This window comes from Tautonia sp. JC769 (assembly GCF_040717455.1).
Classification (GTDB): Bacteria; Planctomycetota; Planctomycetia; order Isosphaerales; family Isosphaeraceae; genus Tautonia.
The window spans coordinates 28468-47618 of the sequence record NZ_JBFEFH010000027.1; the positions used below are offsets into that span (position 1 = coordinate 28468).

Here is a 19151-nt window from a genome sequence, read left to right on the forward strand (position 1 = left end):
GGGCCGGGGGGCGTCAATGAGGTGAACCGCAAAGCCCCCCGGGGGTCGACCCCCGAGCGTCCGGCGGGGCGCGTTCCACGTGAAACCGACAGACGCGCGAAACCCTCGACGGCGCGGTAGAATCCCGGCATGGACACCGACGCGATGCCGCGACGCCTCGGCCGGGAGACGGTCTGGGTGATCGCCATGACCATGCTCGGCGCGGGCCTGCGGCTCAAGGGCCTCGGCACGCTTGGCCTCGACCACTTCGACGAGGGGATCTACGCGCAGGCCGCGTCCTGGGTGTTCGCCGAAGGGGGGCTCCGCTCGATCGACCCGGGTTTGATCCCCTATGCTCCCCCGGGTTTCCCATTCCTGGTCGGCGTGTCCTATCAGGCCGTCGGCGTCTCGGCCGCGGCGGTCATCCTCGTCTCGATCCTGGCCGGGGTGCTCACGATCCCCGTCCTGGCGTGGCTGGCCCGCCGGTCGTTCGGCCAGGGGGCCGGGGCCGCGACCGCCGCCCTGGTCGCGCTCTCGGGCTCGCACGTCGTCTTCTCCCGGACCGGCCTGACCGACGCGACGTTCCTGCTCGCCTGGTCTTTGGCGATGATCGCCGGTGTCCGATTCCTCGACCGGCCTGGAATCCGTCAGGCCGTCGGCCTCGGCGTCTTCGTCGGCCTGGCCCAGCTGGTGAAGTACAACGGAGGGATGACCGGCCTGGTCGTCGCCCTGACGGTCCTGGTCGCGGCGATTCGGCCCGGGATCGGACGCCTCGCGGTGCCGAAGGCCTTGGGATTCGGCCTGCTCGCGGCCGGCGTGTCCCTGATGGTCTACCTGCCCTGGTTCCTCTTCGTCGAGCGGACCACCGGCTACGCGGGCCTCCTGGCCCATCACCGGAGCTATGTGGACGGGCTGCCCGGCTGGTGGCCCAACTGGCAGCAGCAGATGGCCCAGGCTGCGGCGCTGGTCGGCCTGACCCGAACGGGGCTGTCGTGGCTCGCGCTCTCGATCGCCCTGGCCTGGATCGGCGCCGCGATCGGGCAGGGGAGGTCCGTCCGATCCTGGAGGCGATTCCGGCAGCTCGGGCCGGTGCTCGCCCTGATCCTGGCCATCGGCTCGCTCGCGAGTCCGGCGAACCTCCCGTTCTGGGCGGCCCTGGCCTGGGCTCCGCTCCTCGCGATCTCCGACGAGCGGCCCGCGGCCCGGCTGGTGGCCGTCTGGTTCCTGGTCATGGCCGCGACGACCCCGTTGTACCATCCGTATGCCCGGCTCTGGCTCCCGACGCTGGCCGCCTCCTGGCTGCTCGCGGGTGGCTTGATCGCGGCCGTCCTCCGCTGGCTGCGCGGCGCGCAGGACGGATCGCAGGCGACCCCGACCGCGACCCCGGACCCATCCCCGGCCCGTCGATTCTTGCGGTCCTCGAGTCACGTGGGAGCGGTCGCCGCCGCCGGCGTGGCGCTGGCGATCCTCGGCCCATGGCTCTTGCCCGATCGGGTCCGATGGTTCCCCGACCCGCTCTCCCGGAGCGACGGCAGCCGACGCGCCGCCGCCTTCCTCCGAGCCGAATCGCCCGACGCTCCCCTCGGCGCGCCGGCCCCCTCGGTCCTGTTTTACACCCGGCCGACGGTCCGGTATCACGCGGTGCTCATGGGGGGCTCCGTCCCGATCCGGGTCCTCGAAGACCTGGAGGCGCTCCGGACCACCTCGGCCCCTCCCGGGACGCTCGCGCTCGTCGATGCCGCGATGGGCGTCTCGATGACCCCGGACCTGGAACGCGAGCTCGAAGCGGCCGGCTGGGAACGCTCGGCCGAGCTGCAGACGACCATTTCCATCGCCCCCTTGCTCGACGTCCGGCCCGGCTCCGTCTACGACCCTCGGGAGCGGTTGCTCGGGATCGGGCCTCCCGACGGTCCCGGCCAGGCGATGGCCGAGAGCCAGGACGCGGGGGCCTGCACCTTCTGGATCTTCTCGAGGCGATGACGCCGAGCCGATCGGGCGGATTCGCGTCCCTTCTCCGAGCCACCACCATGCCTGGCACTCCTCCCATCTCGCTCTGGCCCGACCCCGACGCCATCGGCACGCTCACCGACCTCTACGAGCTGACCATGATGGCCGGCTATGCCGCCGAGGGCATGGCCGAGACGCCCGCCACCTTCGAGCTGTTCGTCCGCAAGCTGCCGGCGAACCGCTCGTACCTCGTCTTCGCGGGCCTGGAACAGGCGATCGACGGCCTGCTCAGCATGCGCTTCGGCGACGAGCAGGTCGCCTGGCTCCGGAAGCACCCGACCTTCCAGCACGTCGACCCCTCCTGGTTCGATCGCCTCCGATCGCTCCGCTTCACCGGGGACGTCTGGGCCGCGCCCGAGGGCTCGGTCGTCTTCCCGAACGAGCCACTGGTGCGGGTCGAGGCCCCGCTGGAGCAGGCGCAGTGGATCGAGACGTTCCTGATCAACGCCTGCGCCTACCCGACGATGGTCGCCTCGAAGGCGAGCCGGATCATCCACGTCGCCGGCGGCCGCTCGGTCGTCGAGTTCGGCGCCCGGCGGGGGCACGGGCCGATGGCCCCGCTGCTGGCGGCCCGATCGGCCTACCTCGCCGGCTTCTCCGGCACGAGTCACGTCGAGGCCGCCCGCCGGCTCGGCATCCCGGCCATCGGGACGATGGCCCATTCCTGGATCCAGTCCTTCGAGGACGAGCTCGCCTCGTTCCGGGCCTTCGGCCGCCACTTCGGCGCCCAATCGACGATGCTCGTCGACACCTACGACACCCTTGAAGGCGTCCGCCGCGCCGCCTCGATCGAGCCCGCCGTGGCCGGCGTTCGCCTCGACAGCGGGGACCTCCTCGCGTTATCCCGAGAAGCCCGGTCGATCCTCGATGCGCACGATCGCCCCCGGACGCGAATCTTCGCCAGCGGCGACCTCGACGAGTGGGCGATCGACCGGCTCGTCAGGGCCGGGGCGCCGATCGACGCATTCGGAGTCGGCACCGAGTTGATCACCAGCCGAGACGCCCCGTCGCTGGCGATGGTCTACAAGATCGTCGCCTACGACGGGACGGGGCGGCTGAAGCTCAGCCCCGACAAGGTCAGCATCCCGCTCGCCAAGCAGGTCTTCCGGTCGCGAGACGGGCAGGGGAGGTTCGCCGGCGATCGCGTCACCCGCTTCGACGAGCCCGCCGAAGGCGAGCCGCTCCTCATCCCCGTCCTCCGCGGCGGGGAACTCGTCGATCCCTTGCCCGGCCTCGACGCCATCCGATCCCGATGCGCCGACCAGATCGCCTCCCTCCCCGACGCCCTCCTCACCCTCGACGCCCAGGGGGACTACCCCGTCGATTTCAGCAGCTCCCTGACCGACGAGGCCGACCGCATCGCCCACCGCCTCCGCACCGGCCCGGCAGGCCCGGCCGACTGAGCACGCCGCACTCCCGGCCGCCCCCGACTCGTCCTCGCCGTCCGGGGGAGAGGGCCGTCGTGACGGGTCATTGCGTCCGAAACGCGGCCCATCGTCTCGCCGAGGCTCCCCCAGCCGACCTCGCGGCCATCCTCGCCCTCGCCCGCGGCGTCGAGGGTCGGGAAGGCCCTCCTCCGGATCGCTGCTCGCCGCGACCGTGCGCAGGCACCCCGGACGACGGCCGCCGGCACACTTGAGCTTTACAGGGCAGGGGGGGGCGGCTAGAGTCCTGCAGCCCATCCTCGTGATCGACCTGCCCCGGTTTCATCATTCCAGATCGATTCGATCGCTCAGGCTCAAGCTCAAGCACGAGCGGGCACGGACGCCCGGCACCCTTCGACGACACCCCTCCGGAACACAAGGATCTGTCCGAGCCCGCCCGTTGCGGTCCCCTTTAGTGGCGGGAGGAACCTCGACCGTGGCCAAGATCATCAGCGTGGCCAACCAGAAGGGGGGCGTCGGCAAGACGACCACCGCCATCAATCTGGCGGCCGGGCTGGCCAAGGCGGGCAGGTCGGCGCTCGTGATCGACGTCGACCCCCAGTGCAACGCGACCAGCGGACTCGGGGTCGAACCGGCCAAGCGACACCCCCTGCTCGCCGGCAAGCCCCTGGCCGAGTCCGTCGCCCCCACGAGCCAGGAGCGGCTCTATGTGCTGCCCGGCTCCCAGAGCCTCGCCGACGCCGACGCCCTCTCGGCCTCGAACCGCCAGCGCGCCTCGGCCTTGCGGCAACAACTCGGCTCGGAGCTTTCAAAGTATGATTATGTGTTGATTGACTGTCCGCCGTCGCTCGGCCAGCTCACCCGGGCCTCGCTCGGGGCGTCGGCCGAGGTCTACATCCCGATCCAGTGCGAATACTTCGCCATGGAGGGCCTTTCCCAGATCATCGAGCTGGCCCGGCAGACCAAGGCGCGCGACAACCGACGCCTGGAGATCGGCGGCATCGTCCTGACGATGTACGACCCCGAGCTGGAGCTGGCCAACGAGGTTGCCAACGAGGTCCGCGGGTTCTTCGATGACGCCGTCTTCGACACGATGATCCCGCGCGACGTGTTCGTCAGCGAGGCGCCGAGCCACGGCTTGAGCGTCATCGATTACGCGCCTCGGGCCAGGGGGGCCCGGGCTTACATGGAGCTGACATTGGAGGTCATCGATCGTGACCAAGGGTAAGCGACTCGGGCGCGGGCTGACCGCGCTGCTCGGCACGGAAGAAGGCGGCTTCGAGCCCGGCTCGCTGGAAGCGGCCGAGCTGACACACCTGCCCGTCGACCAGATCGACCCGAACCCGTTCCAGCCCCGGCGCATCTTCGACGCCGACGAGATCGCCGCGCTGGCCGACTCGCTCCGCCAGCACGGGATGCTCCAGCCGATCCTCGTCCGGACCGCCGGCGACCGCTTCCAGGTGATCGCCGGCGAGCGTCGGCTCCGGGCCGCCGTCGAGGCCCACCTGGCCGAGGTCCCGGCCCGGGTCCTGGAGCTGGACGACCAGCGGGTCAACGAGCTGGCGATCGTCGAGAACCTCCAGCGGAAGGATCTCAACGCCATCGAGAAGGCCCAGGCCTTCCGCCGCTACCTCGACTCGTACGGCGGCACCCAGGAGGAGCTGGCCGGCCGACTCGGCATCGACCGCTCGACCCTCTCGAACCTCCTCCGCCTGCTCGACCTGCCCGAGGAGCTCCAGCACGCCGTCGTCAGCGACCAGATCAGCCCCGGGCACGCACGGGCCTTGCTCGCCATCGAGAATCCCGAGGAGCAGGCCGCGGCCTGCCGCCGGGTGATCGACGAGAAGCTCTCGGTCCGCCAGACCGAGGCCCTGGTCAAGACCGGCGAGCCGACCCCCTCACGCGCACGGGTCCGGGTCGATCAGGCCCACGCCGTCACCCGTCCCCCGCACGTCTCGGAGCTGGAGGATCACCTCCGCACCCGGTTCGAGACCCAGGTCCTCATCAAGGTCAAGGGGGAAGACCGCGGCCAGATCGTCATCGACTACGCGAACCGCGACCAGTTCGAGCGGATCACCGGCATGATCCGGGGAGCCGAGTGGACTCCCGAGCCCGTCGCCGTCGGGCACGAGGAGCATCATCAGCACGAAGACTGGTCCGGCTGACCGGCAGTTCCCCCCGCGACAGTCCCCCCTCCCGGGTCGCAGGCCCCCGGATTGAGGACCAATCCGGGGGCCTCGGTCGACGACCCCTGGCACGCCCGAACCGACCTCCGACCCCGGCCGGCACTCGCCGCCCGGGGTCGTTCTCGTGATCGGGACTCCCCCCCGATTGTGAGCGTTCCGGGAAGACCGGTTCCCATTTCACCGGCGGTTCCCGACCAACGAGAAGTCCGATTCCCGCTGCCGATCATCCCGAGCGATCGTGAGATCGCCCGGCAATGGACGTAAGGCCCGATCGCGTCGGTTGCTTCAGGGGATCACCCCCATCCCGGAGGACGATCGGCACCGTGATTGCGATGAGGAACGCGATCGCGAGGACCGCACTTCACTCCGTCGGATCGCGTCCGAGGGCGAGCTCCCGGGCGTCCGATCGCCGGAGTCGACGACTCGATGTCGGAGGCAAGATGAGCACAGCGGCGCAGGTCGATGGACTCGCCGGGGCACTGCTTCGTTGTGTCGAGGAACCGGATCGGATCGCCCTGATCCAGGTCCTGCTGGATCGCTACTGCCACCGACTCCGGAACCGCCTGAACAGCATGAAACTGAGCCTCTATCTGGCTCGAAGGCTCTCCGGCAACCCCTCGGGACCCGAGTGGGGACGGGCCGACTCGGCCTACCGGTCCATGGAAGCGATGATCGAGCAGGTGCAACTGTTCTGCACCCCGCTCCAACCCTCGCTGGCCGAGGGCGACCTGAACCACTGGATCGAGCAGCGCGTGCCCGACTGGCAACGGGCGCTCGCCTCGCGCTTCCTCCGCCTGGAACCCTGCGGCCCGGCCGAGGCGCTCCCCTCGCGGTTCGACTGGAACCGGCTCGCCCAGGGGCTCGACGCCCTGATCCAGTTCTGGGCCGCCCAGGGCCCCGCCGACGGGACGATTCGCCTGAGCTGGCAACGCGACCTCGACCGGTTCCGCGTCCGCTTCGAGGGAGAGGCCTCGCTGATCCGGACCCAGGGCGACGAGGAGAACCTCGCCCTCCCCGTGCTCGCCCGGGTGCTCCGCGCCCACCAGGGCACGCTCGCGATTGCGGCCGATTCCTGCGCCATCGAACTGAGCTGGCCGACCGATCAACGGTGACCCCCATCGAGGTTCCCTGGAATGCCACTGCTGAGCCCCCTCACCGAGGCCTCTCCGATGGTCTCTTCCTGTGGCGGTCCGTTCGTCCTGCTGGTCGATGACGACGCGATCGGCCGCGCGTCGATCGCCCGACTGCTCGACCATGCCGGGCATTCCTGCATCGACGTCGGCTCCGGTCGCGAGGCGCTCGACCTCTGCGACGACCGCTGCCCCCGGCTGGTGATCACCGACCTCTGCATGCCCGGACTCGACGGCCAGGACCTCGGCCGATGCCTGCGAGACCGCTTCCCCGGCCTCGCCCTGATCCTGATCACCGCCCAGCAGCTCGATGCCGGCCTGCTGGGCGAACTCCGGAACACCTTCGACGAGGTCCTGAGCAAGCCGGTCGACTGCGATCGCCTGATCGACCGCGTCTCCCATCTGGCCGTCTGACCCCGGCGTCGCGCCTCGACCCGAGATTCGCCCGACTCGACCTTGACCCGCAGGCCCGGCCGGCGCTACCATGCCTGTGCATCGCCATTCGGGGCGTAGCGCAGTCTGGTTAGCGCGCCTGCCTTGGGAGCAGGAGGTCACCAGTTCGAATCTGGTCGCCCCGACGTTCGGTCCCGTCGCGGATCATGTCTCCTGTCGTGCCGGGATCGGCCCCGCCCCCGATCCTCGCCCGCCCGTTTCACGTGGAACCGGCAAACCCTTCGATCGCTCCCGCGGCCGCACCGATCGCCGCCCCGGGGCGGAGGCGCCCGTCAGGTGCGGAGCAGGGGGGGCGCGGCCGCCTCGCTCGTCCGCTCGGCCCTCGGCGCCCGCCTGGCCGCCAGGTTCGGGCGGAACATCATCAGGAGGAGCAGGGGCTGGTAGAGCAGCACCATCGTCCCCCCTTTCTCCAGGTACCAGAACTGGCTGGCCAGCAAGACCGCCGCCGATAGGGCGATCAGCTCCCCGAGGTTCTTCCTCAGCGGCCAGATCGACACGACGATGACGAGCGAGAGGTACGCCACCAGCACCGGCAGCCGGTAGGCCGGGTCGAGCCCCGACCAGAGGCTCCCCGAGGTCGGCGTCTCCTGGCCCGGAACCAGGCCCGCCTGGGCCAGGCCGCGCGCCCCCATCGCCTCGGCCCATCGGCTCAGGACCGGGACGTTCCGCCCGCTCAGGACGCAGCCGATCGCCACCGCCAGGCTCGACGCCGCGAACCGCGCCGCGTGCCTCCCCCGGTAGAAGCCCAGCCAGAGCGGGATCAAGCCCACGCTCGCCGGCATCCAGCCGGCCGCCAGGCCGATCAGCGCCCCGGCCCTCGCGGGCATCTCGTACCAGACCAGGGCCGCGACGATCAGCGCCGCCGGGAACACCTGCCCGCTGTCGACCACCTCGATCCGCGTGTAGGGCATCACCAGATACAACGCCGCCGCCGAGAGCCCCGCGATCGGCTGGCCGAAATGCGTCCGGCCGAGCATCCAGAGCCCCAGCACCACCCCGATATGAGAGAGCCCGGCCAGCACCCTCGACACCAGGATCTGCGTCGACCGCCACCGCACGACCCCCGGCTCGGTCGGCACCGGGAGCGCCGCGTCGTCGTGGTCCCCCTGCACGCGGGAGACCGCCCCCACGGCGCCGTGCGGCTCGACCTTCCCGTCGTCCGAGGCCGCGGGGTTGCGGGCCGTCCCTTCTCGGATCGGCAGGCTGATCGTCTCGGCAACGAGCAAGACGATCATCCCGACCGAGAGGCACGTCAGTCCCGGCGCATTGAGGTTCGGCTCCAGCATCGGCCGACGTGCCAGGCCGAGATCCAGCAGGCACCGCAGCAGCCACAGCCCCGTCCCGAAAAAGAGCCAGAGGAACGGCACCAGGGTCCGGTCGCTCTCGCCGTCGCCCACCAGGGCCATCAGCCCCGGCGCCAGCACGAACAGCAGCAGCAGATCCAGATTCCTCAGGCTCCACGGTCGTCGGAACGAGACGAAGATGCAGACGCTCAGCAGGAGGGTCAGCAGTAACCAGATCTCGGGCCCGAGACCGAGGTCGGGAACCATGAAGGCATCTCTCGGGAATCAATGCGGCGGTGGTCCCGCCTCGTTCGGATCGGCTGCGCGACGGCCGGACGTCGAGCGACTTCGCCGCCAAACCGCCATCCTAAGGGCCCGCGGCCGGGCCCCGCAAGGGACTCGACCGCCGATCCTCGCGCCCCTTCGCCCGGCCCGTCAGCCCGAGGCGAACGGGATCGGCTCGCCGGCGATCTGGCAGAGGGCATTCAGCGCCGCCCGTTGCTCGGCCTCTTTCTTGTTCCGCCCCCAGGCCGGGGGGAACTTGTGCGGGCCCACCTGCGCGGCGATCTTGAAGCACTTCGAATGATCGGGGCCCTGCTCGTCGAGCAGGCGGTAGGTCGGCGTCGCGCCGTACTCGCGCTGGGCGACCTGCTGGAAGGTGCTCTTGTGGTTCGACCCGCTCTGGTTCTCGACCACCTCGACGATCTCGGGGAGCACCAGCGGCTCCAGGAACGCCCGGGCGGCCTCCATCCCCCCGTCCAGGTAGAGCGCGCCCAGCACGCTCTCGAACACGTCGGCCAGCACCGACGACGGCGGGGGACCGTACCCCGACATCCCCTTGCCCAGCGTCAGGCAGGTGTCGAACCCCAGCTCACCCGAGAACCGAGCGCACGTTTGCCGGGAGACGACGACCGACTTGATCCGCGTCAGCTCCCCTTCGAGGAACTCCGGATAGCGCCGGAACAGCAACTCGCAGACGATCAGGCCCAGGACCGAATCCCCCAGGAATTCGAGCCGTTCGTTCGACGCGAGCCGGTGATCGGCCCCCGAGGCGTGCGTCAACGCGGAGCGAAGCAGGGCCTCGTTCGCAAAGCGATAGCCGATGGCCCGCTGGCAATGGTCCAGCAGATCGTCTTCGGGGGGCGCGGGCATGGGTGCCGTCTCAGACCAAGGAGGGATCACTGGAGGCTATCGCCCGGCACTCCCGAAGTCAATGGAACCCTCCGCCCGTCGGCGCGGTCGGCGCGGCCGGGCTTTACCGCGCATGCCGTTTCCCGATACGATTGAGCCCTTCAGGAGACTCCCCCGACCGCCCTTCGCCGACCCGAAGCCCGGCCCGTCGGAGCGACTCAAGTCTCCCCCCACTCAGGTCGTCGAAGCCGAGGTTGGAGCGCCCCCGCCGTGATCCCCGCCAAGGATTTCAAGAAACGCATGGTCGTCGAGATCGACGGCCAGCCGCATCTCATCGAGCAAATCGTCGTCCAGACCCCTTCGGCCCGGGGGGCGGCCACCCTGTACAAGGTCCGCACGCGGAACCTCAAGACCCGCCAGCGCCTCGACAAGACCTTCAAGGGGACCGACACCCTCGCCGAGTCGAGCTTCGAGCGTCGCCCGATCCAGTACCTCTACCGCGACGACGAGCAGTTCCACTTCATGGACGCCCAGAACTTCGAGCAATTCTCGATGCCCGCCGAGAGCCTCGAAGACCAGGCCCCGTTCATGACCGAGAACATGGAAGGCGTCGAGGCCCTCGTCGTCGACGAGCAGCCGATCGGCATCGAGATCCCCGACGTCGTCGAGCTCCCCGTCACCGACACCAGCCCCGGCGTCCGCGGCAACTCCGCCACCGGACGCACCAAGCCCGCCACGCTTTCCACCGGCCACGTCGTCCAGGTCCCCGAGCACCTCGACCAGGGCGTCATCGTCCGCGTCGATACCCGCACCGGCGAGTACCTCGGCCGCGGCGGCTGATCCCTTCGCTCGCGACCTGTCCCAACCTCTCCTTCTCGCGAGCAATCGACCGCCCCCGACCCTTTCTCCCGCTCGCGGGGAAGAAGGCTGAGCATCACCACGCTCCGCCGGTGTGGGCTCACTCCGACCCTCGTTCCCGCTCGCGGGGGAGAGGGTGACCGAAGGCCGGGTGAGGGGGCCTCGTTCGACTCACCAGGCCTTGCGTCCGACCTCTCGCCCCGTCCAGGAGGATGAGCGGCGCCCGATGCCATGAAACCCGGACCGACTCGGACGCACCGGTCGGCCTCACGACAGGATCGTCTCTCTCGACTGCGGCACCGCGCTTCCCGGGGCGTTCTCCTTCGTCAGCGCCCGTTGCCGACGCTTCTCGCGCCCTTTGTTCAGGAACCACTGGCCGCACGGCACCAACACCGGCCGCACGAGCGCCGCGTCGGTCACGATCCCCACCACCAGGGCGAACCCGAGCTGCCGCAACGACAGCAAGGGGCTGAACATCATCGCCGCGAAGCTGCACGCCGTGATCCCCGCCGCCGAGGTGATCAATCCCCCCGTCTGGCCGATCGCCTTGGTGATCCCCGCCTTCAGCCCGAGCGCCCTCACTTCCTCCTGGAGCCTCGACATCAGGAACACGTTGTAATCGACCCCCACCGCCACCAGCAGCACGAACAGGAAGTACGGCACCTTCCAGTCGAGCCCCTCGGCCCCGCCCCCCCACACGAAGACCGCGTGGGTGATCCCGAGGGCGAAGGCGTACGTCAGGATCATCGTCGCCACCAGGTTCACGCACGCCAGCGGCGCCCGCAGCATCGCCACCAGGACGAGGAAGACCCCCAGCGGGACCATGACCCAGGTCTGATACTGATCCCGACGGGTGAGGGCGCGGATGTCGGCCCCTTCCGCGTTCGGCCCGGCCACCATCGCCGTCGGGTGGATCGGGTCCCCCTCGTCATACTCGCTGAGGTAATCCTGCAGCCGGCTCCGGATCGTCTCCACCTCATCCAGCGCCTGGGGCGAGAACGGTCGGCTCGCCTGCTCCAGATCGATCCTGGCCCGCCTCCCGTCCTCCGAGAGATACGCCTCAAATCCTCGGAGCAGCTCCGGGTTCTCCTCGATCGTCCGCTCGTCGATCAACAACCGATCCAGCGCCCGGCGGCCGACCGGGTCTTCGAGGATGTTGCTGATCTCGCGGCGGGCCAGACTGGCCCCCTCGGCGATCTGGCCGGCCCCTTCGGCGGCCCGGGCCAGCTCCCGGAGCAACTGGGCGACCGGCCCGTCCCCCTCGACCGGCCCGATCGAGCTGACGCCCTGCGCCGCCGCCGCCCCCCCGAACTGGCCGAGCATCGCCGAGGTCGCCCGGCGCAGCCCCGACGTCACCGGATCGCCCTGCGCGCCGCGAGCGGCTCCCGCATCGGGTTCCGGTTCCTGCTCCGGGGCAGGGGGGGGATTGCCCGGAATCTGACCGAGCACGTCGGCCCCGGTCAGCTCCCCCAGGAGCATGGCCCCCCGGATCCGCCCGCCGCCTTCGTCGAGCCCCGCCTTCAGCTCCTTCGCCCCCTCGACCAGGCGCTCGAACCCCTCGTTGACCGCCGCCAGCCGCGACGAGAGCCGGGCCGGTTCCAGGGGGGCGGTCGATCCGAGCGGCTGCGTGGCCGACCGGACCTCCACCAGCGTCCGCTGGTGCGAGAGCAATCGGCTGATGTCGTCGAGCGCCGCCAGGCCGACCGAGCTGCGGAAGTCCGGGTCCTCCGGGCGTGCCTCCAGCAAGACGGCCATCGGGGCCGTCGCCCCCTCGCCGAACTTGGCCGAGATGAGCGCGAGCCCTCGCACCGACCCGGACGACGGGGGCATCTCCGAGATCGTGTCCTGGATGAACGCATTCTGCGCCGTGAGCCGGAGCCCGAGCACGGCCATCGGCATCATCGCCGCCAGGGTCAGGCCCCAGGCGAGCCACGGGCGCTTGAGGACGGCCCGGCCGAGTCGATCCCAGTAGCCCGACGGCGGCCTCGTCAGGCCGGTGAACGATCGCGGGCGCCATCGCGCCAGGAACAGGAGCAAGGCCGGCGAGAGCGTCAGGGCCGCCACCACCGTAATCACCAGGCCGAACGCCACGCTCGGGCCGGTGCTCGAGAACAGGCTGAATCGCGTCAGGCCCATCAACGAGAGGCCGACGATCGTCGTGAAGGCGCTCGTCACCACGGCCAGGGCCACCCGCCCGAGGGTCGTCCGGATCGCCGCGCTCGGGTTCGAGGCGTTCCAGTTCTCCCCGAATCGCCACGACAGCAAGAGGCAGAAATCCGTCCCCGTCCCGAACAGCAGGACCACTAAAAACAGCTCGACCAGCGACGACAGCTCCCAGCCCAGCGCCGCCCCCCACGCCAGAAGGCCCCGGGCGATCGCCAGGCTGACGCCGATCGTGATCAGCGGCACCATCGCCAGGAAGACCGACCGATAGACGATCAGCAGCACCGCCAGCAGCAGGAAGAACGCCGCGACGGCCGCCCGGTCGAGCGTCGTCTGCACGTTGGCCATGTAGTCCCGGCCGATCACCGCCGCCCCGCTCCAGACGACCGACACCCCAGCCGGTCGCTCCGAATCCAGCGCCTCGACCTCCTGTTCAAGCCAGGCCACCGCCTCCTGGCTCGTCGGGCTGACGAACGCCTCGTCAATGGCGACGAACATCAGGAGCAAGGTCCCGTCCCGGCTGATCAAGCGAGCCGACAGCTCCGGCTGATCGGGCGAGGGGGCCACGACCGTCGAGAGCACCTCGGGCCGGTCGCTCGCCTGGAACCGATCCGCCAGGGTCGCGGCGAAGGCGCGATCGCCCTCGGTCAGGCCGTCGGGGTTGAACACGCCGACCACCGCCGACGAGTCGAACCACTGCTCCGGCCAGGTCTGGCCGAGGATCCTCGCGGCGATCGCGCTCTCCGACCCCTCGGGCAGCAGGGCCGCCTGCCCCTCGGCCGCGATCCGGGTCAGGTCGGGCGCAAGCCCGACGACCAGCACCAGGGCCGCGATCCAGGCCGCGACGACCACCGCCGGCCGGCGACTGACAAACCACCGCAGGGCATCGAAAGGCATACGCGACGGGCTCCCCCCGTCCGGGTCCGGAATCCGACCCGGCGACCAACCTCCGCGGGACGGCCCGCATGGTTCGATTCGATCGCCCTATTTTCCAAGCTTTCACCCATCCGACCAGGGGGTAGCGGCCGATCGCCCGCGTCGGGCCCCGCGCGTGCCATCCCGTTTCCTCCCCAGGTCCCACACCCGGAGCGTCGTCGGCACGGTCCTCGACCTCGCCTGGAAGGAGGACGCCCGGCCGAATCCGGGCCTCCTCCAGGGTGCAGCATCGTCGGGCGAGGAACCTTACCGGGCCGGTTCCGGAAGGGGTTCGAGGTCGAGGGAATCGTCGGGTGGCGGATTGATTCGCGCCGATGGCACCTGAGGCGTCATCTCCTTCGCCGCGGTCAACCCCTCCTTGATGGCCTGCCACCGCGCCAACTCGTGATCGATGCGTCGCAGGCGAGCCTCCAATGTCCTCCGCTCGTCCGACAGGGCCTCGATCACCTCCTCGGCCGTCGCTCGCCCCTCGTCGATGAAGGTCTCCGAATCCCTGAGGGGGCTGCCCCTCTCCGCTGCGCCCACGATTCGGGGCGGATCGTTTTCCGGCAACGGCGGAAGGACCTCGTCCGCATCGGGGAAGCCGGGAATGGGCTCAAGGCCGTCGAAGCCGGGCGCGATCGCAGGGGGAGACGGAGGTATGGCCTCGTCCGAGATCTGAGGCGGGGAAGGCTCCTCCACCACGTCAGAGGCCGTCACTTTCGGGGGGCCTTGCTTCGCCACCACCGCGGCCCCGCCGAGGATTCCCAGGCCGACGGCCGCTCCCAACATCACGCGGATCATCATGGCACCCCCTCCTGAGTTGAACATCCTCTGAATGCGCGTGAATGCGCGATTGCGTCGCGTGCCAGGAGTCTCGCCGAGCCAGACCTCGTCTGTCAAGCGTGGATGCGGCAGCAGAAGCCGCCGGGCGATCATTCAATCCGGTGCGGCGAATCCGCGGATCGGCCCCGGCCCGGCGGGGCAGGGGACTCGGCGTCATCCCGTGCGTGCGGGGTGGATCGCGCGATGGTCGCGATCAACCCCAGGCCCAGCAAGACCGCCACCGACCAGCCGCCGACCGCCGCATACCAGGTCAGCCGATCGTCCTGATCGGTCGCGTCACCCTCCGCTCCTAGCGATCCTTCCGCCGCGGTCCCGTCTCCCGAACCGCGCAGGGCGAGCCGCGCATTCGCCGCCTGAAGCCGCGTGAGTTCCTCTCGCATCGCGTCCATCTGCGCCAGCGATTCGTCCCGGATCGCCAGCTCTCGGCGCATCTCTCCCAGTTGCCGGTCCTTGGCGATCAGGTCGCGCCCCACCTGTTCCACCAACGCCGCCTCGGCCACGGCCCGATCCCGCTCCTCACGCAACTGGGTATAAACGCGGGTGAATCGCTCGTTCGAGTCGCCGACGCGGACATTGGCCAGGAGGGCGTCGATCGCCTGTTCCTTCGCCCGCAGGCGCTCGGCGGTGTCCGACGCCTCGCGTGCCTGGTTCGCGCGGGCCAGCTCGGTCCGCAGGCTGCCGAGCGACCGCGACTGCTCGCGAATCTGGCTCGTCAACGCGCCGATCCAGAGCGCCAGCGCCAGGCCGAGCACGCCGAAGACGATCCCCAGCAGGGTGAACACCGCGGCCGACTGGCCCCGATCGGTCGCGGCCGAAACGGTGTGCGGTCGATTGAGCATGGCGATCAGCTCCGCTTCCAGGCGAGGCGACAGCGCACCCAGTCCTCCCGAGGACTCGGCCACCTGCACCCCCTCCAGGTCGTCGACCGTCCGGGCCAGGGCCCGCCGCTGGTCCCGAGGGGAGACGACCACATACCCCTCGACCTGCCTCAACCCCCCGTCGCGCCACTGGAAGATGCCCCGCGTCTGGCGGATCGGGTCGACCACGTAGGCCACCTGCAACGGCTGCCCGAAGAAATGCTGCTGGATGAACACGTCGTGCCCCGACAAAAAAATGCCGAAGTCCGGATGCGTGTGATACCAGCCGACGATGTCCAGGTTCGGATGCTTCCGGTCCCGCTCCCTCGTGATCTCCTCCCACGAGTCGTGCGTGTACGTGAAACTTGCCTGCGTGTTCTCGTAATGCTTCGCCTCGATCGCCTGCGAGATCCAGACGAACGGCCGGCCCGTCTCCTCGTCCACACACTCCTTGCCGAGCAGGATGCCGCCCAGCTCCACCCTCGTGTCGCTCAGGGCGTGGCGTTCGATCGCGTCGACCGTCGCCCAATCGACGAAGATCGCCAGATCCTCCGGCCCCGGGTTCCCGTACGCCAGGCACGCGAACCGCCGATCCCGGTCGGGCCGACGCAGCCGGAGCGGCTCCCGGTAGCTCACCTCATCGAACTGGATCTCGTCGCGATCGCTGCTCACGGGCGGCTCATCGTTCCTTGGGGTCGTGTCAGCGGTTGTCTTCGGGTGAATGGCTCTCCGGGGCGTCCATCAGCCGGTCCCGATCGGACCCGAGCAGGACGAAGACCGCCCCATCCAGCCCCTCGACCCGGACCACATCGTACGGCGGCACGCCCAGCTCGGCCAGCGGCCGCCCCGCCAGGGGGGTCCCCTGCTCGACCATCGAGATCAGGACCGGCACCCCCGCCTCGCCCGTCTCCGGGTCGACCGCCTCGGCCACGCCCACCTTCGATCGCGGTCTCATCACGTCTCGACGTTTGCCCAGTTGCGGCCACTCGATCGCCGCCACCAGGTCCCGATCGAGGCCCAGCACCAAAGGCCCGCTCAGGTGCTCCCGTGCCACGTGAAACACCGCCTCGGCGGTCGCCGCGTGGCCCAGGTTTACGCGCATCGGCTCGGGATAGGTCTCGTGGCTCAGGCAGTCGTCTTTGCGTGGCAGTTCGGTCGTGTAGAAGGTGTTCGCCACCCCGTTGTAGACATGGAGGCAGCCGGCCTGCACCGGCATCCCGTGGATCAGCTTCAACGCCTCCTGCACCTCCATCGCCGCCATCATCGAGGCGATCGTCGGCGCCGTCGGCACTTTCCCCGCCTGGATGTCCTCGCGGCGGAGCAGGGGACAACTATAGCGCAAGTTCAACAGTTGATAATCCCGGCTCGTCATCCCGCATTCGTAGCAGGCCGAGTCCGGCGGCACGAACACGCGGACGACCCCCTGGATCTCCTGGATCCCCGCGTCGACCCACGGCGTGCCGACCTTCCAGCACTGGCGATTGACCCAGAGCCTTGCCTCGCGATTGTCGAGGCAGCCGATCACCACGTCCATCTCGGCGAACAGGCCGAGGCCGACGTCGGTGATCACATCTCCATGAATCGCCCGGATGGTGACGTCCGGGTTCAGCTCTTTCGCCCGACGCGCCGCCACCTCCGCCTTCGCTTGCCCGCCGTCCTCGGCCCGGAACAACACCGACCGCGACAGGTTCGACGCCTCGACCTCGTCCAGGTCGATCACCACCACCGTCCCGACCCCCAGCAACGCCAGGTTCTTCAGGACTTCATTCCCTAGGGCCCCCGCCCCCACGACCAAGACCTTCGCCGCCGCCAGGCGATCCTGCCGCCACCACGAGATCAGGCGCAGCCGGCTATAGCGGTCGTCGTCATCGATGTGCAGGATCTCATCGTCCACGATCCGAAGGCCCCCCTCATCCGTCGTCGGATCGCGATGTCACTCGATGAACATGATGTCCGGCGGCGGCTCCCGACGCACCGGGACCGCTTCCCGACGCGGGGGCAGGGCCACCTCCTCATCAATCAAGACGATCGGCTCTCCCCCGGCCACTTCCGGCTCCACCCTCCCCTGCGCGGCCCTCACGTCGCGCAACGGTCGGTTGTCCATCGGGAAGGCGAACGTCGATTGGTTGGCCGCCCACAGGGCCGCGTCGCGGTTGTAGGGGCTGCGGAGGTCGTAGTTGTGGAACCGGGCCATGTCCCAGAGCATCTCGCACAGCTCGTCAAGCTGCAGGCTCGGCACCCAGTGCGTGTTGTACCCGCCCAGGCAGACGAGGCCGATCTCCGAGATGTTCGGGTGATAGATCGGCGTCAGCCAGCGCAGCTCGGGCATGCTCCTCGGGTACGAGGCCCCGAGCTTGATCTCCACCTGGTGCGTGTCCTGGGGGACGATCTTCCCCCGCTCCCTCGCCAGGCTCCGGCCCCGGAACTCGACCAGATACCGCTGCGCCGGATCGCCCGAGGCCCGGAACCGGACGATCGTGCTCTCCTCTTGCAGCCGCTCCATCGCCGACCGATCCGATCTCAACCGGCGCGACTGGGGCGAATCATACGCTTTCCGAAGCATGGCGCAGGGCCTCACAGGCTCATCGCTTCACAACACAACCACCGGACCGAACCCCCGGCCACTCACCCGAGGCCGCCGCCGGCGACCACCTCGGGGTAGACGATCAGGTGATCGCCGTTCTGCACGCTCGCCTCGACCAGGGTCTGCGCCTCGGTCAGCCGGCGCCTCCCTTCCTTGTGGTCGAGCGAGTAGCTCAACGGCTGACCGTCCGGGCCGGTCGTCGGAAGGTTCATTTTCGTGATGATGTTCGGCAGGATCCGGCTCACCGGAACGCTGTAGGCGATGACCGCCTTGACCGACTTCGACCCGGTCTGGTCCAGGAACGTGACCTGGATCCCGCTGGCATCCGCATTACCGCCGTAAGACATGGCAAGGTCCCTCCTCTAGCATTCGATTCGGACCTCGGCCGCGATTATTGAGGCACCGGCACATCGATTTGATTCCCGGCGAGGCGACAGACGCCCCCAGAACGGATCGAGGATGCCCCCATCCTATCGCCCGCGGCCCCCCTTCGGAAAGGGGCCGTTCCCCGCAACAGACACGCCCCGCTCACCCCGGCTCGCACTGCTTCCCCTGGCACCCGTAAATCGAGCAGGCCCCGACGAACGTCCAGCAGTCGCGGTGGTGCGGCGTCTTGCACGAGGCGCAGAGCACCTTCGCCTCGTCCGGGCCGATCGCCTCGTTGCAGACCTTGCAGATCGCCGGCCCCGCCTCCACCGGGCTCGAGGTGCCGACGTCGACGATCGCGATCCCCTCGGCCATCCGCTCGCTGATGTTCGACCGCAACAGGTCGTGCAGCACCAGGCCCTCCCGGACCGCCAGATCCAGCCCCGAGACGCTCTGACCCAGGTTCCGGTCGACCTGCACCAGCAAGCGCTCCGGGTTGACCGACACCAGGAACCCGCCCGGCGGCGCCAGCTTCCTCAGGTTCTCGATCGCCGACCGGGCCGACTCGCGGTTGAGGAACTCCCGCGCGATCTCCGGGTCGTTCGCCCTCACCACGTAATGGCGGTCGAAGACCGGGTCGCCCAGCCTCACCAGCCTCGTCCCCCTCGGGACCTGCTTCGGCGAGGGCCGCTGCACCGGGAACAGCTCGAACCGGAACGGGATCCCCGCCCCGAACCGCGTCACCACCCTCGTCCGGGGCGACGACGGCTGCCCCGCCACCACCGGCGCCAGCCCGACCCGCACGCTCGACCCGTTGTGCCCGAAGCTCACCGTCGGCGGGTCGACCAGCCCCCGATGCTCGTACCGCCCCCGGTACTGCCTGGCCAGCGCCCGATACGCCCGGTACCGCGCCCCGGACAGCCCCGCCCACATCGCCCCGGCGATCCGGACGACCGCATACAATGCCAGGACGATGATCCCGACGACCAGCACGTCCATCAACGCTCA

Annotated in this window: 16 protein-coding genes and 1 tRNA gene; 8 read left to right on the forward strand and 9 right to left on the reverse strand. The window is 69.7% G+C overall.

Annotated elements, in window-relative coordinates:
* The first annotated feature begins 129 nt into the window (after positions 1–129).
* From AB1L88_RS21785 to AB1L88_RS21815, 7 genes are all read left to right on the forward strand, one after another.
* Positions 130–1959 (forward strand): glycosyltransferase family 39 protein, encoded by a 1830-nt coding sequence (locus AB1L88_RS21785; protein WP_367098804.1) that lies wholly within the window; start codon positions 130–132, stop codon positions 1957–1959.
* Between the two features lie 47 nt (positions 1960–2006).
* Positions 2007–3389: a nicotinate phosphoribosyltransferase gene (locus tag AB1L88_RS21790; RefSeq protein ID WP_367098805.1), complete on the forward strand. Its 1383-nt coding sequence runs from the start codon at positions 2007–2009 to the stop codon at positions 3387–3389.
* A 457-nt stretch (positions 3390–3846) separates the two neighbouring features.
* On the forward strand, positions 3847–4599 hold the full coding sequence (locus tag AB1L88_RS21795) for a ParA family protein (protein ID WP_367098806.1): 753 nt from the start codon (positions 3847–3849) through the stop codon (positions 4597–4599).
* Positions 4586–5536, forward strand: coding sequence for a ParB/RepB/Spo0J family partition protein (locus AB1L88_RS21800; protein WP_367098807.1), 951 nt, complete (start codon positions 4586–4588; stop codon positions 5534–5536). Before AB1L88_RS21795 ends, AB1L88_RS21800 begins: the two co-directional genes overlap by 14 nt.
* Positions 5537–5997: 461 nt before the next feature.
* A complete protein-coding gene (locus tag AB1L88_RS21805) occupies positions 5998–6669 on the forward strand; it encodes a hypothetical protein (RefSeq protein WP_367098808.1) in 672 nt (223 codons plus the stop codon).
* Between the two features lie 57 nt (positions 6670–6726).
* Positions 6727–7101, forward strand: coding sequence for a response regulator (locus AB1L88_RS21810; protein ID WP_367098809.1), 375 nt, complete (start codon positions 6727–6729; stop codon positions 7099–7101).
* 89 nt (positions 7102–7190) lie between these two features.
* Positions 7191–7265: transfer RNA gene (locus AB1L88_RS21815), tRNA-Pro, on the forward strand.
* Positions 7266–7412: 147 nt separating this feature from the next.
* Here the strand turns inward: AB1L88_RS21815 and AB1L88_RS21820 are convergent.
* On the reverse strand, positions 7413–8690 hold the full coding sequence (locus tag AB1L88_RS21820; RefSeq protein ID WP_367098810.1) for a hypothetical protein: 1278 nt from the start codon (positions 8688–8690) through the stop codon (positions 7413–7415).
* Between the two features lie 168 nt (positions 8691–8858).
* Entirely contained in the window at positions 8859–9575 is a 717-nt protein-coding gene (gene rnc, locus AB1L88_RS21825) for a ribonuclease III (protein ID WP_367098811.1), read from the reverse strand.
* Positions 9576–9824: 249 nt separating this feature from the next.
* Here rnc and efp point away from each other — a divergent pair, with 249 nt between their 5' ends.
* Positions 9825–10394, forward strand: a complete 570-nt coding sequence (efp, locus tag AB1L88_RS21830) for an elongation factor P (RefSeq protein WP_367098812.1) — start codon at positions 9825–9827, stop codon at positions 10392–10394.
* A 285-nt stretch (positions 10395–10679) separates the two neighbouring features.
* On the opposite strand, the gene AB1L88_RS21835 is transcribed toward efp, so the two are convergent.
* The 7 genes from AB1L88_RS21835 to AB1L88_RS21865 form a co-directional block, all read right to left on the reverse strand.
* Positions 10680–13472, reverse strand: a complete 2793-nt coding sequence (locus tag AB1L88_RS21835) for an MMPL family transporter (RefSeq protein WP_367098813.1) — start codon at positions 13470–13472, stop codon at positions 10680–10682.
* A gap of 285 nt (positions 13473–13757) precedes the next feature.
* On the reverse strand, positions 13758–14297 hold the full coding sequence (locus tag AB1L88_RS21840; protein ID WP_367098814.1) for a hypothetical protein: 540 nt from the start codon (positions 14295–14297) through the stop codon (positions 13758–13760).
* 128 nt (positions 14298–14425) lie between these two features.
* Positions 14426–15865 carry a Mov34/MPN/PAD-1 family protein gene (locus tag AB1L88_RS21845; protein WP_367098815.1) on the reverse strand — a complete coding sequence of 480 codons (1440 nt, stop codon included), beginning with the start codon at positions 15863–15865 and terminating at the stop codon, positions 14426–14428.
* Between the two features lie 28 nt (positions 15866–15893).
* Entirely contained in the window at positions 15894–17087 is a 1194-nt protein-coding gene (locus AB1L88_RS21850) for a ThiF family adenylyltransferase (protein WP_367098816.1), read from the reverse strand.
* Positions 17088–17126: 39 nt separating this feature from the next.
* A complete protein-coding gene (locus AB1L88_RS21855) occupies positions 17127–17696 on the reverse strand; it encodes a ubiquitin-conjugating enzyme E2 (RefSeq protein WP_367098817.1) in 570 nt (189 codons plus the stop codon).
* 122 nt (positions 17697–17818) lie between these two features.
* Positions 17819–18124: an EsaB/YukD family protein gene (locus tag AB1L88_RS21860; protein ID WP_367098818.1), complete on the reverse strand. Its 306-nt coding sequence runs from the start codon at positions 18122–18124 to the stop codon at positions 17819–17821.
* Positions 18125–18305: 181 nt separating this feature from the next.
* Entirely contained in the window at positions 18306–19142 is an 837-nt protein-coding gene (locus tag AB1L88_RS21865) for an RING finger protein (RefSeq protein ID WP_367098819.1), read from the reverse strand.
* Positions 19143–19151: the final 9 nt, after the last annotated feature.